The sequence below is a fragment of the Rhizobium sp. P32RR-XVIII genome, assembly GCF_012641395.1.
In the GTDB taxonomy this organism is placed as follows: domain Bacteria; phylum Pseudomonadota; class Alphaproteobacteria; order Rhizobiales; family Rhizobiaceae; genus Rhizobium.
Genome location: NZ_JABAIH010000002.1, coordinates 835,281 through 849,643 on the forward strand (window position 1 = coordinate 835,281; position 14,363 = coordinate 849,643).

The following is a 14,363-nucleotide window of genomic DNA, read 5'->3' on the forward strand; positions in this document are numbered from 1 at the left end:
GTTCAACTTTGCGGCGGCTTCGAAACGTGTCGCCGCAAAGGTCCATCGGTTCGCTAATCTGCCGGGGCTCCGGCAAGCGTTCTGATGCAAGTCATTGGTTGAAAGCAAAGATCTTCTTCCAATCGTTCTTCATGTCGACCACCAGCCAATTCCGGAGTTCCGCCTCGTCCAACGCCTTGTCTAGCTTGCCGAACGACGATTGGCGGTCATAGGCGTATTCGCGGACGCCGTCGGTGTGATGGACGATCATCGCAAATCCTGGTGGTTTTGCTGCTGCCGCCCAGCGTAGCATCTCGTAATCGCCGTCCGAATTTCCGGCGACGAAGATGGGCTTGCGGCCGATGAACTTGTTGATACCCACCGGCTTGCCGGGACCGTCGTCGACGAAGTCGATCTTCGGCAGCCGGTTCAGCACCGGCACGTCGTCGACGATCGCAAATTCGGTCGTGATGGTGCTGCCGACGACCTGTTCCGGTGGGATACCGTAGAGCTTCTCGGTGACCGGCCGCATGAATTCGACGCCGCCCCCCGACACGATGTAGGTCTTGAAGCCGTTGGCGCGCAGATAGTCCAGGAGCTCCCGCATCGGAAGATAGGTCATCTCGGTGTAGAGCTTGCCGGTCTCCGGATGCTTCGCAGTCGTGAACCAGTCGGTGACGATCGTGTTGAAATGATCCGTCGTCATGCCGGCATGCGTGGCCATGCCGAGTTCGACGATGCCCATTTCTCCGCCCTTGGCGAGGCCCTTCAGATCGCCCTCGAGAACGCTCTTGAAAGGCTCCTTCGTCTTCCATTCCGGGTGCTCAGGGGCGAGCGTCTTCACGCGGTCGAGGATGAAACCGAGCTGGATGTAGTAGGGCTGCTCCGTCCAGAGCGTGCCGTCATTGTCGAAGACGGCGATCCGATCTTCGGGTGCGACGTAGCGTTCCCCGCCTTCTGTGACGGTCGCCTTGACGAAGTCCATGATGCGGCTCTTGGCTGCCGTGTCGTTCCAGGAGGGCAGCGGCTCTTGCGCCAGCGCTGGCAGGGCGCCGATCACCATCAGCACGAAAGCGACGATGAAGGAGGCGAGGATCGTGTCGACGTCTCTATAGGAGCTTCTCATCGTGTTTCTCCCCAAATCATTTGTTTCGTTATCGCGGCATTCTTTTCACACAGCGGAAGCCGACATGGCTCGTTGACGTGTCCTCGGGTTCGGCATGGCGGGCGGCGGGGCGGTAGCGGCGGCAATAGTTCGGGGCGCAGAGATGCGAGCCGCCCTTCAAGACGCGCCGCGGAATCCGGATCGCCGGCTGGTTGGGATCGTAGCTCGCCTCGGCATCGCCGCCGCGCGGGTTCTTCGGAATGCAGCAGGCCTTGGCGACGGGTTCGGGATGCCGCGTGCTCCAGTAGTCGCTGGTCCATTCCCAGACGTTGCCGATCATGTCGTAGAGCCCGTAGCCGTTCGATGGAAACGACCGCACCGGCGACGTGCGCTCATGGCCCTTCGGCTTCGTTGAGTAGGTCGGGAAGGTACCTTGCCAGGTATTGGCCATGATCTCGCCGCCGGGTGTCATCTCCTCGCCCCAGGCGAACTCGGTGTCTTCGAGCCCGCCGCGGGCGGCAAACTCCCATTCGGCCTCCGTCGGCAGGTCAAGCCCGGCCCAATCGGCGTAAGCCCTGGCGTCCGACCAGGCGATGTGGATGACCGGATGGTCGAGCTTGCCGCGCAGGTCGCTCAAGCCCCCGAGTGGTCGGCGCCAGTTCGCGCCGAATTTGAAGGTCCACCACTGGGAAATGTCCGGTCCGCTGACGCCTTTCGGCTGGACGAAGAGCAGGGAGCCCGCGCGCAGCATCTCGGGAAGGGCGCCCGGATAGTCCTTGGCGTCCGGCACCTTTTCGGCCATCGTGACGTGGCCGGCGGCCTTGACGAACTCCATGAATTTGCGGTTCGTCACCGGCGTTTCGTCGATCCAGAACCCGTCGACGGTGACCGGATGGGCAGGCGCCTCCTCCGGATAGTGCCGATCCGAGCCCATCGTGAAGGTGCCGCCGGGAATCCAGACCATGCCGTCTGGTGCAGCGCCCGAGGTTGGAACGTCGTCGAATGCCGAAGCCATCGTCGCCTCCGGTTCAAGATGCTGCCAGCATCGCGCGTGAAGGGAAGGGGCGGAAGTACGTTACAGTAAATGCGGGCGTCGTTTACGCAAGCAGGAACGTAAATGAGGGTAGATTACCGCTGCTGACCGGACGGATTCAACGGCGGCAGAAGCTCGGAATTCATGACGGATACGGCCCTTCGGAAATCTATGGATTTCTGGAGAACGTGCCGATCGACCTTGGAATCGTCGGATCGGAACAGGCTCCGGGAGAGGAGATCCACCTGCAGCCGGAGATCTCTCGGCCCATCGTTCGCCCAGTCTTCCAGCGAGCGGTATCCCTGGTCGCGGCTCCACTCCTGCAGTCCGGCATAGACGGCCATCTCGTCGGCCGATCCGATCGTCTTCTTGAGCTGGCGCAGGCGGAAGGCGTGGGAGGCGCGGTATCGCTGGCGAAGCCGGCGAACGCGTTCGACCAAGAGAGGGGCGAGCCGCCGTCCGAGCCACACGAGCGCGGCAGCTGCGAGCAGCGAGAGCATGCCTATCGCCAGCCTCTGCCTGTCGACGTGCGCGGGGCGGCCGTCGTCCTGCGCGCCCGCGTCCGGTGCGATGGTCTGGCGTATCGGTGCCGGCGCTACGGTGACCGGGACGGCGGGAAGGGAGGCCGTATCCTCCCGATGGCTGTCGACATCGAACCAGTCGTAATCGATCTCGGGAAGCGTATAGGTTCCGACCGCGTCGGCCGTATATACGACGGTCTCGGTCCTCCGGCTGGCCATCGCCCTTCCGATGGCGATGCCGTCTTCGATCTTGGGCTGCTTCACATATTCGTGGAGCCCAGCCACCGTTCCGCCTCGCACGGCAGGAATCATCATGGCTTGAGTGTCCTCGGCGGTGATGGTGATCGTCCGGACGAGGGCGTCTCCCGCCTTCAGCGACGCCGGATCGCGGTCGAACGTCTGTCCTATGGTCAGTTTGCGCGCTGCGAAGGCGACCCGCTCCTGCATGCCGGGGCTTCCCTGGACCACGAAGGAGACCGACGGCGCTGTGACGACACCGCGGGCGGGCTTGCCATCGGCCGAGTAGCCGAGCTCCATTTCGATCGGCGGGACGACGTAGCGGCCGGGCATTTGGGGCACGACCGCGTAACGTCTCCGGATTCCGGAATACTGGACCCCGTCCACCGTCTGGAGGAGGTTTTGCGCGCGTTCGTCTGGAAGCGTAACGAGCGCGTTCGGAAGATCAAACAGCGGAAACTGCGGAGGCGAGGTGAAGAAGTCCGGCGCGAAGACGTCCACCGTGACGTACACCTGCCGTCCGGGAACAATGTCGCCGCCGTCGTCGACCGTCGCCTGCGCGAAGGGTTCTGCCGCCAGCGCCTGCAGCGGCGTCAGGAGAAGGAATAGTAGAAAGGTCAGTCTCATGGCGTCGCCTTCCGATCCTCAAGCGCGAACTTCCGCGTCATCAGGTCAGCGGGGCTCACCTGGATGTTCTTCATCCACATCTCCGACGTCTGCTCGGCAGCGTTGACCTGCCCCGCCTTGCCTTGCTTGCCCTTGTCGTCGAACTGGACGCTGTCCGGCTTCTGGTTCGGGTCCTGCTGCTGCTCCTCGTCCTCCTCTTGCTTTTGCTTCAGCAGCTGCTCGGCAATGCCGAGATTTGCCTCTGCCTCCGTCCAGCCTTTTCGTTTCTGCAGCGCCTTGCCGTAGGCGGTGACGGCTTCTTCGAACTCTCCGAGGTGGAGGAGGGCATTGCCCTGATCGAACCAGCTTTCGGCGGTGTCGATATTGGCCAAGGAATCGACCGCATCCTGGAACCGGCCGGCCCGGTACAGGGCGACGCCTTTCCACATCGGGTCCTTGAAATGCATCGAAGCTGACGCGAAGTCTCCGCGCTCGAAGGCGAGGCGGCCTTGCTGGTCGGGCGTCAGCCACATATCCACAAGGCTTGCAGCCTCGGCGGGTGCCGGGGAAAGGAGCCTTGCGCAGGCGAGCAGCACCGCGACCTTCACAACCCATCCGCGGCGGAATGAAAGCCCAAGCAGCAATGCCACGGGAATAAGGAGCCACCATCCGAAATCCCGCCAGCGATCGCCCTCCTTCGCCGCCTGCTGGGCGAAATTCCTTCGCACGTGCTGGGCTATCCATCGGACATCGGAATCGTCGTCGGTGATGGTTGCGACGCCGGCTCCCGTCTCGCTTCCGAACTGTTTCAGGCCATCGAGATCGAGTTTCGAGACGACCCTGTCTCCGCCGGTGCCGGTCAGGAAGCCGCCGTCCGCCTGCTTGACGAGCCCGCCTTCCGCGGTGCCGACGCCGAGGACGAGGATGCCGCTGCCGATCTCTTTGGCCGAAGCGTTGGCCGCCTCTTCGACACCGTCGGTCATGAGAAGGATCGTGCCCGAAGAGCCATCCGCCTTCAGGAGGCTATCCGCAAGCCTCAGAGCAGCCGCGGTGTCCTTGCCGGGCTTGGGCATGATGCCGGTCGCCAGCGCATCGGTGTAGGTTTGGATGAGCGCGTCGTCCTCTGTGAGCGGCACCACGAGATGGGCGGTGCCCGAATAGGCGACCACGGCCGTGCGCGCTCCATCCCGGGCCGCCAGAATGTCATGGATCTTCAGCTTCGCACGTTCGATGCGGCTCGGACTGATATCCACGGCGTCCATCGTGGGCGAGAGGTCGACGGCGATGACGAGCGAGGCTGTGTCCGAGACGAAGGGTGGGGCTTCGCGCTGCCAGGTTGGCCCGGCCACCCCGAGGACGGCCAATGCCATGAGCGCGGCTATCATCCAGGCCGGTTTCAGCTGATTGCGCCGATCCGGCTCGATGACGAGACTGTCGAGCAGGTGCGGCGCGAGCATGCCTTTCCATCGGCTTCGGATGTCGCCCGAGTGCGCGGCGAGCCAGACAATCACCGGCGGCACGATCAGCGCGAGAAGCCACCAGGGCCGGAGGAAATGGAAGTCGGCGATCACGCGACGGCCCTCCGTCGAACGAGCCCGATCGCTCCAGCGACGCAGTACCAACCTGCCAGCAAGGTCACGGCTGCAGCGAGCGGCCAATGGAAGAGTTCGGTCCGTGGCCGCCAGGAAAGGTTCTTCTGGTCCTCCGGCGTGATGGTATCGAGTTCCGCGTAGATGGCAGCCAGTTGATCTTGATCGCCGCCGAAGAAGTATCGTCCACCTGTGCCGGCGGCGATTTTCTGCAGCGTCGTCGTATCGAGCTTGTCCTCGCCCGTGGCGGCAGGATCCCCGATGCCGACAGCGTGGATCACGATGCTTTTTGCCTTGGCCACCTCGGCAGCCTTCAGCGGCGGCATCTTGCTTGCGGTGTCATTGCCGTCGGTGAGGACGATCAGCACTTTTTCCGGAACGGTTGTCTTGTCGAACATCCGAATGGCCAATCCGAGGGAATCTCCGAGCGCAGTCCTGGGGCCGGCGATGCCCGGAAGCAGGCCGTCGACCATGGTGCGGACGAGCTCGTGATCCATGGTGAAGGGCGCCAGAGGGTAGGGTGCATCGCCGAAGGCGATCAGTCCGATCCGGTCACCTGTCCGCCTCTCGATGAAATCGGCGACGACCTGCCGGACCGCGTCGACGCGAGGCTCGAGCGTCCCGCCGGGGGCGCGAAAGTCCTTGGTGTCCATCGACTGCGACAGGTCGAGCGCCAGCAAGATGTCGCGTTGCGGCTCCGTCTTGTCGATCGGCGGCTCGACGAACTGGGGGCGGGCGAGCGCCAGGACGACCAGGCACCAGGCAAGGCCCTCGACGATCGCCTGCGGCCAGGAGCGGCGAGGAACAACCGAGCCCTCGGTCGGACTCATGCCTGCTGCCTTTGCGACGAGTTCGAAGAACGGCAGGCGGATGGAGGCGGAGGTTTCGCGGTGGGGCGGCAGCAGCCACCAGACAAGCAGCGGCGCCGGCAAGAGAAGAAGCAGCCCTGGAAGGTCAAGTTGGTACATGGTGCTTCTCGATCCAGCGGCGGGCGCCGAGCAGGAGATCGTCGCCCACGCTCGGCGAGAGGGCGGCGAGTGACCCTTCGTCACGATACTCGAAGTCGTCGAACAACCGCTCCAATGCATGGCCTTCGCCTACTTCTGCGGAGCCATCCAGGAATTCGTTCCAATGCGGGCCGGCCAGCGACGCCACCCGCTCGCGAGGCCAGACGGCAAGCGCCGTCCGTTTCAACACCTCGGCAAGGCCTTGAAGGCCGCGCTTGCGCGTCAGGGGAGTACGGATGTCGCTGGCGACGGCGTCCAGCAGGCGTAGCGCCTCCCGGCGATAGGCATTGCGGCGGTAGCGTCTCAGCGCGAGGAAAGCTGAGGCGAGCAGAGCCACGAGAAGGATTGCCGCGAGTGCCGCCCACCCCCAGGTCTGCGGCATCCATGAAACCGGCGGCGGAACCGCGATGTCGTGCAGCGAGCGCAGTGCGGTTTCCGTTATCGGGTCGAGCTTGGGGTTGGGCTCCATCAGTGCCTCCGTTGCCGCCAAGCCGATTGCTCGAGGAGGCGACGAAGCTGGGGCGCGGTTTCCTCCGCTGCCGATACCGGCAGCATCGGAAGGCCGAGATCCTTCTGCCAGGCGCGCAGGTCCCTGCCACGGTTGCGGGCAAACGCATCGACGGAGCCGCGAACGGAACTTCGTCCGAGCGCAAGCTCCGCCTGCAATGTGCCGCCACTGACGACGATCTCGCCGCTCGTCGGCAGTTCCAGCAGAAAGGGATCGTAGACAAGCAGGCAGATGACATCGTTGCGGCCGGAAAGCCTGAGCAGGAGATTTCGCGTGGTCTCGCCATAGCCGTCGAAATCACTGACGACGATCACCAGATGGTCGTGATGGGCGATGCTGGCGACCTTATGCAGCGCGTCGTCCAGTGCCGCGGGCGAGGGCGTAACGGCATAGGTGGCGGAGAGCTGCGCATTCTTTTCCGCAATTCGGTTGGCGAGTGCGATGACGGCATTGCGGCTGCGGTGCGGCTTGACCTCATCGGTGCCGGCATCGCCGAAGACGAAGCCGCCGACCCGGTCGCCGGAACCGAGAATGCGCCAGGCGCAGAGCACGGCCGCCTCGGCCGCCGTGACGGATTTCATCGACCGGCGGCTGCCGAAGAACATGTTGATCCGCTGATCGACGACGAGGATTGCCGGGCGCTCCTTCTCCTCGCCGTATACGCGGACGACCGGCCTGCTGGTGCGGGCCGTCACGCGCCAGTCGATCGAGCGGATGTCGTCGCCCGGCAGATATTCACGCAGCTCCTCGAATATGAGGCCGCGGCCACGCAGCGACGATTGCATGCGCCCTGCAAGCTGCTGATGGCTGCGGGCCTTCTGGACGAAGCTCAGGTCGCGGGCGCGGGCTTCGAGAGCGACGAGCTGTTCAGTCGTCACGTAGACACCGCCGCTGACCTTTGCCCCGGTCATGAGACAGCCACCAGTTCGGTGATGCGGTCGATGACCTTGTCGGCGCTGGTGTTCGAGGCATGGGCGTCGTAGGAGAGGATCAGCCGGTGCCGGAAGACGTCGTTGACGATCGCCTTCACGTCATCCGGCGTCACGTAGTCGCGGCCTTTCAGCCAGGCGTAGGCGCGCGAGACCTTGTCGAGGCTGATGACGCCGCGCGGGCTGATGCCGACCTGCAGCAGTTTCGCGAGGTCCTTGTCGTAGCGGTCCGGATAGCGCGTCGCAAAGACAAGGGCGACGATGTATTTCTCCACCGGGTCGGAAACCGTCACACTGCCGATCTCTTTGCGGGCATCGAAGACGGCCCGCGGATTGAGGCGCTCCGCAGGATCGTGCTTGGCGCCGCCATGGGCGGCGTTCTCTTCGTCGCGATTGAGCCGCATGATCGCCGCCTCCGATTTTTCGTCGGGATAGCCGACCTCGACATGCATCAGGAAGCGATCGAGCTGCGCTTCGGGCAACGGATAGGTGCCTTCCTGCTCGATCGGGTTCTGTGTCGCCATCACCATGAAAAGATCGGGCAGCGGGTAGCTCTTGCCGCCGACCGTGACCTGCCGCTCCTCCATCGCTTCAAGTAAGGCGGATTGCACCTTGGCGGGCGCGCGGTTGATCTCGTCGGCGAGAATGAGATTGGCGAAGATCGGCCCCTGCTGGAATTTGAACTCGCCCTTGCCGCCTTCGGAAAAGTACACTTCCGAACCGGTGATGTCGGCCGGCAGCAGGTCCGGCGTGAATTGCACGCGCGAGAGCTCGGAATCGAGGTTCTTCGCAAGGCTCTTGATCGCGCGCGTCTTGGCAAGGCCGGGCAGGCCCTCCACGAGAAGATGGCCGTTGGCAAGGAGTCCGAGCAGCAGCCGTTCGACCATGGTTTCCTGGCCGATGATGGACTGGCCGATGCGCTTGCCGAGGGCGAGGATGTCATCACGTGCGGTCATATGCGCTCCACGGATTTCCGGATGGCGAACGCGGCGACCGACCGCGCCCGCTTTTGTCGATACCGCGCGTTAGCGCGCCGCGGCCGGGCTCTGTTCCAGCGACCGCATCAGTGCCTCGACCATCTGGTCAACGCTGAAGCTTGCAGGGCGTTGGCTCGGCGGATAGTCGCGGAAAGTCTGAAGGAACGGGGCCACCCGCCAGACGCCGTACTGAAGGAGGTAGGCGTTCTTGGCCAGCCAGTCGTAGTACTGGTCGGATACCACGTCAGCTCGCTCGTAGGGGTCCATCCTCAAGTTGAAGACCTTCGGCGCGCGCAGGCAGACGAAGGGGTTGGCCCACACCACGAAGCCGCCCGGCTCCCGCTGCTCGCAGAAGACGATCTTCCAGTTGCCGTAGCGGTAAGCGACAAGCTCGCCGTCGTCGTTGAAGTAAAAGAATTCATCACGCGACGACTTGCTATCCTGGCCCGTCAGATACGGGAGTTGGTTATAGCCGTCGAGATGGACCTTGAACTGGTTGCCGCCGATCGTCGAGCCTTTCACGAGCTTGTCCTTGATGTCGGGATCGCCAGCGGCTGCAAGCAAGGTCGGGAACCAGTCCAGTCCGGACATCATCTGGTTCGAGACCTCGCCGGCCTTGATGTGTCCTGGCCAGCGAACCATTGCCGGAACGCGGAACGCGCCTTCCCAGTTGGTGTCCTTCTCGCTGCGGAACGATGTGGTGGCGGCATCCGGCCATGACCACTGGTTGGGACCGTTGTCGGTGGTGTAGACGACGATTGTGTTGTCGGTGATACCAAGATCGTCGAGGCTTTTCAGCAGCTTGCCGACGTCGCCGTCATGCTCGACCATGCCATCGGCATACTCGTTGCCCGGCATCCCGCTTTGCCCCTTCATCGATTCCCGCACATGCGTGAAGACGTGCATGCGGGTCGTGTTCATCCAGGTGAAGAAGGGCTTTCCGGCCTTCACCTGCCGGTCCATGAAGTCGATCGCCGCCGCGGTCGTCTCGTCGTCGATCGTCTCCATGCGCTTTGTGGTCAGCGCGCCGGTATCCTCGATCTTGCCGTCTGCTGACGCTTTCAGGACGCCGCGCGGTGAATTCGTGCGCACGAATTCCTGATCGTCTTTGGGATAGTAAGGCCGCTCCGGCTCCTCCTCGGCATTCAGATGATAGAGATTGCCGAAGAACTCGTCGAAACCGTGATTGGTCGGCAGGAACTCGTCGCGGTCGCCGAGATGGTTCTTGCCGAACTGGCCCGTCGCATAGCCAAGCGGCTTGAGGGCTTGGGCGATGGTGATGTCACGCGGCTGGAGACCCACCGTGGCTCCTGGGATGCCGACCTTGCAGAGGCCGGTGCGCAGGCAGACCTGGCCGGTGATGAAGGTGGAGCGCCCAGCCGTGCAGGAGTTCTCGGCATAGTAATCCGTGAACATCATGCCTTCCTTGGCGATACGATCGATATTCGGCGTGCGGTAGCCCATCACGCCGAACGAATAGGCGCTGATGTTGGTCTGCCCGATATCGTCGCCGAAGATGACGAGGATGTTCGGCTTTGACGTGTCCTGGGGCGCCGCGGGTTCGGCGGCGGGCGGCGGTGTTGCAGGCGTTTGCTGCTGAGCCCTTGCCGCCGTGAGGAATGTTGTCGATGCCAGCGACATGGCGACGGCGGCCGTTGCGGTGAGAAATCTTCCGGAGAGTTTCGTGCCCATCACGTCCTCCCGGCTTTCAGGTCGTCCAACATTACGCTCTCCCTTATATCCGGCAGGGTACGGCCATGCCTGAACTGGATCGTCGTCATTCGACCTGGAGAGACTTCTCCTTAAACTGCCTTTGCGGAAGTACGTTACAGTAAACGCTGACGTTGCATGCCGTAAATCCGGTCGTAAATCGCTTGCCTCCTATTCGTTTGGCGACTTCGATCCCCGGATCTCTCCGCATTGGCTTAGGTCATCCACTTGCGATGTTCGACGAACCGTTCGGCGAGCAGATCGATGAACAGACGGACTTTTGTCGGCAGATGGCTTCTGTTCGGGTACACGGCGTTGATCACGAATTCCACGCCCCGGTAGCCGGAGAGCAGGCGGATGAGCCGGCCTTCGGCCAGGTCTTCCGATACGACGAAGCTCGGGGCGAGCCAGACCGCTCGCCCGCTGATGGCCAGATACCTCAGTGTCTCGGCGCTGTTCGAGACGACCGAGCCGTTGATCTTCACCTGGGTCCGGTCGCCCCTTTCCGTCTCGAAGGTCCATTCGTCGCCGTACGGATAATACGTGTATTGAAGGCAGTCGTGACCGGAAAGATCGCCGGGAGTTTCCGGAGCCTTATGTGCTTCGAGGTAGGAAGGCGAGCACACGAGCACATGCCTCCATGGCGTGAGCTTTCTGGCGATCAGGCTGGAGTCGGGTGAGGGAACCGGGCGGATGGCAAGGTCATATCCATCTTCGATCATGTCGATCATCCGCTCGCCGGTGATCATGTTGAGTGAGACGGAAGGATAGAGCTCGAGGAACTCGTCGATGACAGGCAGAAGGAAGGGTACGACTGCGGTTGTTGAATGGAGCTTGAGAACTCCGCGCGGCGTCGTGGTCAGTGCTCCTGCCGCGCGGTCGGCCTCCTCGAGATCGGCAAGGATCTGGGCGGACCGGTCGTAGTAGAACTTGCCGGTCTCCGTTAGGCTGACCTTGCGCGTTGTCCGGTTCAGAAGTCGGACGCCCAGCCTCTCTTCCAATGACTGCACATGGGTGGCGACCATCGTCACCGACATGTTCAGGCGGCGCGCCGCCGCGCTGAAACCGCCGCATTCAACGACCTTTCCGAAGACCGAAAGACTTGTCAGCCGGTCCATGCCCACCTCCTGATTATCCGCTCTCAGCGTATGATCCTTACCGATATACGCGGATTATCAATCGATGAATAGCGGGGCATCTTCACGCCATTCAAGCAAGCCCGCGCTCGTTGCGCGCGAAACCGCAGGAGAATTGACATGGTTGAGCTGCCTCGCAAGGAGGTGTTCGAGACTTCCGCCGAAGCCGACACGAAGATCAAAGACATCCCATCCGTGCCCGAGCAGAAGCCGGTCCCCGCACCGCCGGCGACTGCCAAGTCGCGGAAGGGCGGCGTCAAGAAGGCAGTGATTCTGGCCGTTCTTCTCGCCGGCGCAGCCTACGGCGTCCATTTCGGCCACCACTACTGGACCGTCGGCCGCTTTATCGAATCCACCGATGACGCCTACGTGAAGGCGGACTATACGACAATCGCTCCGAAGGTCGCCGGCTACATCAAGGACGTCCTCGTCAACGACAACGACGTCGTAAAGGCCGGGCAGGTGCTCGCCCGGATCGACGACCGCGACTTCCAGGCCGCCCTCAACCAGGCGAAGGCCGACGTGAAGGCCGCGGAGGCAGCGATCACGAACATCGACGCCCAGGTCGACCTGCAGCAATCGATCATCGGTCAGGCGAAGGCCTCGCTCGGCGCCTCCCAGGCCTCGCTGGTTTTTGCAAAGTCCGATGCCGCCAGAAACGCCCGCCTCACGACCAATGGCGCTGGTACGCAATCCCGCGCCGAGCAGAGCCAGTCGCTGATGGATCAGGCTTCCGCCGCAGTCGAACGCGACCAGGCGGCCGTCGTCGCCGCCCAGAACAAGGTGCCCGTGCTCAAGACGCAGCGCAATCAGGCGGTCGCCCAGAGGGATCGGGCCCTTGCCGTCGCCCATCAGGCCGAGCTCAACCTCTCCTATACGAACATCGTCGCCGCTGTGGATGGCACGGTCGGAGCCCGTTCGATCCGCGTCGGACAGTTCGTGACCTCCGGCACGCAGCTGATGGCGATCGTTCCGCTGCATTCGGTCTACATTGTCGCCAACTTCAAGGAGACGCAGCTCACCTACGTGCAGCCCGGACAGCCGGTCGAGATCAAGGTCGACAGCTTTCCCGATCTCGAAGTCAAGGGGCACGTCGACAGTGTCTCGCCCGCGAGCGGTCTCGAGTTCTCGCTGCTGCCTCCGGACAATGCGACGGGTAACTTCACGAAGATCGTCCAGCGTATTCCGGTCAAGATCGTCATCGACGACGAGGACCTCGCCGGCCGTCTTCGCTCCGGCATGTCCGTCGAACCCGAGGTCGACACCAAGGCCGCGCAGCTATCGGAAGGGAAGTGAGGATTATCCAACCCCACCGGATAATCCTTCCGTTCCTTTCCCGATTATCGACCACCCAGCGTCATGAGAGATTCCGGACCAGCCGGAAGGAGAAAAGTCATGGCTACCCTTGAGATTGCAGCCAATAGCAATCCGCGCCCGCAGGCGCCCCCGGCGCAGTCCGCCAAATCCGAGATGAGCGCATTGCGCATGTGGATCGCCGTCGTCGGCTCTACGCTTGGCGCGTTCATGGCCGTCCTCAACATCCAGATCGTCAACGCATCGCTCGCAGACATCCAGGGCGCGATCGGCGCCGGCAAGGACGACGGCGGGTGGATTTCAACGTCCTACCTTGTCGCCGAGATCGTGGTCATCCCGCTGAGCGGCTGGCTGGCCAGGGTCTTCTCGGTCCGCACCTATCTCCTCGTCAACGCGATCCTGTTCCTGGTCTTCTCGGTCGCCTGCGCCTTCGCCGCGAACCTGCAGCAGATGATCGTGCTGCGCGCGATCCAGGGCTTCGCCGGCGGCGTTCTCATTCCGATGGCGTTCACCATCATCATCACGCTGCTGCCGAAGCCGAAGCAGCCGATCGGGCTGGCGCTCTTTGCGCTCTCGGCAACTTTCGCTCCCGCCATCGGGCCCACCATCGGCGGTTACCTGACCGAGAATTACGGCTGGGAGTTCATCTTCTACGTCAACCTCGTTCCCGGCTTGGTAATGGTCGGCATGCTTTGGGCGTCGCTCGATCGCGCTCCGATGAACCTCGGCCTGCTCGCCAAGGGCGATTGGCCCGGCATCATCACCATGGCGATCGGGCTTGCCGCGTTGCAGACGGTGCTGGAAGAAGGCAACAAGGAAGACTGGTTCGGATCGGACTTCATCGTCCGCCTGTCGATTGTCGCTGCGGTCTCGCTGACGCTCTTTCTGATTATCGAGTTCAAGACCGCGCATCCGCTGCTGAACCTCCGGCTTCTTGTCCGGCGCAACTTCGGCTTCGGCATCGTCGCCAATGTCCTGCTTGGCATTGCGCTCTACGGATCGGCCTTCGTGCTGCCGATCTATCTGTCGCGCATCCAGGGCTACAATTCCGAACAGATCGGCATGGTTCTCGCCTGGACCGGCATCCCGCAGCTTCTGCTGATCCCGTTGGTGCCGCGCCTGATGAAGCTCTTCGATGTGCGGATCGTGATCGCAGTGGGCTTCGCTCTCTTTGCAGCCTCGAACTTCATGAACGTCTATATGACCGGCGACTACGGGAGCGACCAGCTTTTCTGGCCGAATGTCATCCGGGCCGTCGGACAGGCGCTTGTCTTCGCACCGCTCTCGGCGATCGCCACCGCAGGCATCGAGCAGGAGAACGCAGGCTCGGCCTCCGCACTCTTCAACATGATGCGCAACCTCGGCGGCGCCGTCGGTATCGCTTCGCTGCAGACCTTCCTCTCGAAGCGCGAGCAGTTCCACTCGAATATCCTGACGAACTCGGTCAGCGTCTTCGAGGAGGCGACCCGCCTCCGCGTCGCGAAGCTCACGACCTACTTCATGAACCACGGCGTCAGCGACCAGGCCACAGCCACGCACAAGGCCCTCGTCGCCATCGCTTCGAGCGTGCGCAAGCAGGCCAACGTCATGGCCTTCAGCGACGCGTTCTTCCTGCTCGGCGTCGGGCTGGTCGTCGCGCTCGTCGCAACGCTGCTTCTGAAGAAGCCCGGCCAGGTCTCCGGCGCTGGCGCTCACTAAGGAGATGGAGATGG

General features: G+C 63.0%; 12 protein-coding genes. 2 read left to right on the forward strand and 10 right to left on the reverse strand.

From position 1 onward, the window contains the following. Positions 1-91: 91 nt before the first annotated feature. The 10 genes from HGP14_RS09280 to HGP14_RS09325 all read right to left on the reverse strand — a co-directional run bounded on the left by HGP14_RS09280 (position 92) and on the right by HGP14_RS09325 (position 11,319). Positions 92-1,042 carry an HAD family hydrolase gene (locus tag HGP14_RS09280; RefSeq protein ID WP_409527070.1) on the reverse strand — a complete coding sequence of 317 codons (951 nt, stop codon included), beginning with the start codon at positions 1,040-1,042 and terminating at the stop codon, positions 92-94. A gap of 91 nt (positions 1,043-1,133) precedes the next feature. Further along, a complete protein-coding gene (locus HGP14_RS09285; protein ID WP_168829511.1) occupies positions 1,134-2,099 on the reverse strand; it encodes a formylglycine-generating enzyme family protein in 966 nt (321 codons plus the stop codon). 113 nt (positions 2,100-2,212) lie between these two features. Then, positions 2,213-3,502: a BatD family protein gene (locus tag HGP14_RS09290; RefSeq protein WP_168829512.1), complete on the reverse strand. Its 1,290-nt coding sequence runs from the start codon at positions 3,500-3,502 to the stop codon at positions 2,213-2,215. Further along, positions 3,499-5,052 (reverse strand): VWA domain-containing protein, encoded by a 1,554-nt coding sequence (locus HGP14_RS09295; RefSeq protein WP_168829513.1) that lies wholly within the window; start codon positions 5,050-5,052, stop codon positions 3,499-3,501. The genes HGP14_RS09290 and HGP14_RS09295 overlap by 4 nt, the downstream gene beginning before the upstream one ends. Then, positions 5,049-6,038: a VWA domain-containing protein gene (locus tag HGP14_RS09300; RefSeq protein WP_168829514.1), complete on the reverse strand. Its 990-nt coding sequence runs from the start codon at positions 6,036-6,038 to the stop codon at positions 5,049-5,051. Before HGP14_RS09300 ends, HGP14_RS09295 begins: the two co-directional genes overlap by 4 nt. Then, positions 6,025-6,546 carry a DUF4381 domain-containing protein gene (locus HGP14_RS09305; RefSeq protein ID WP_168829515.1) on the reverse strand — a complete coding sequence of 174 codons (522 nt, stop codon included), beginning with the start codon at positions 6,544-6,546 and terminating at the stop codon, positions 6,025-6,027. Before HGP14_RS09305 ends, HGP14_RS09300 begins: the two co-directional genes overlap by 14 nt. Then, positions 6,546-7,496: a DUF58 domain-containing protein gene (locus tag HGP14_RS09310; RefSeq protein ID WP_168829516.1), complete on the reverse strand. Its 951-nt coding sequence runs from the start codon at positions 7,494-7,496 to the stop codon at positions 6,546-6,548. Before HGP14_RS09310 ends, HGP14_RS09305 begins: the two co-directional genes overlap by 1 nt. After that, positions 7,493-8,470 (reverse strand): AAA family ATPase, encoded by a 978-nt coding sequence (locus HGP14_RS09315; protein WP_168829517.1) that lies wholly within the window; start codon positions 8,468-8,470, stop codon positions 7,493-7,495. The genes HGP14_RS09310 and HGP14_RS09315 overlap by 4 nt, the downstream gene beginning before the upstream one ends. Positions 8,471-8,539: 69 nt before the next feature. After that, positions 8,540-10,183 (reverse strand): arylsulfatase, encoded by a 1,644-nt coding sequence (locus HGP14_RS09320; protein ID WP_168829518.1) that lies wholly within the window; start codon positions 10,181-10,183, stop codon positions 8,540-8,542. 233 nt (positions 10,184-10,416) lie between these two features. Further along, positions 10,417-11,319 (reverse strand): LysR family transcriptional regulator, encoded by a 903-nt coding sequence (locus HGP14_RS09325; protein ID WP_168829519.1) that lies wholly within the window; start codon positions 11,317-11,319, stop codon positions 10,417-10,419. 138 nt (positions 11,320-11,457) lie between these two features. Here HGP14_RS09325 and HGP14_RS09330 point away from each other — a divergent pair, with 138 nt between their 5' ends. After that, positions 11,458-12,633 carry an HlyD family secretion protein gene (locus HGP14_RS09330; RefSeq protein ID WP_168829520.1) on the forward strand — a complete coding sequence of 392 codons (1,176 nt, stop codon included), beginning with the start codon at positions 11,458-11,460 and terminating at the stop codon, positions 12,631-12,633. A 99-nt stretch (positions 12,634-12,732) separates the two neighbouring features. Next, positions 12,733-14,349, forward strand: a complete 1,617-nt coding sequence (locus tag HGP14_RS09335) for an MDR family MFS transporter (protein ID WP_168829521.1) — start codon at positions 12,733-12,735, stop codon at positions 14,347-14,349. Positions 14,350-14,363: the final 14 nt, after the last annotated feature.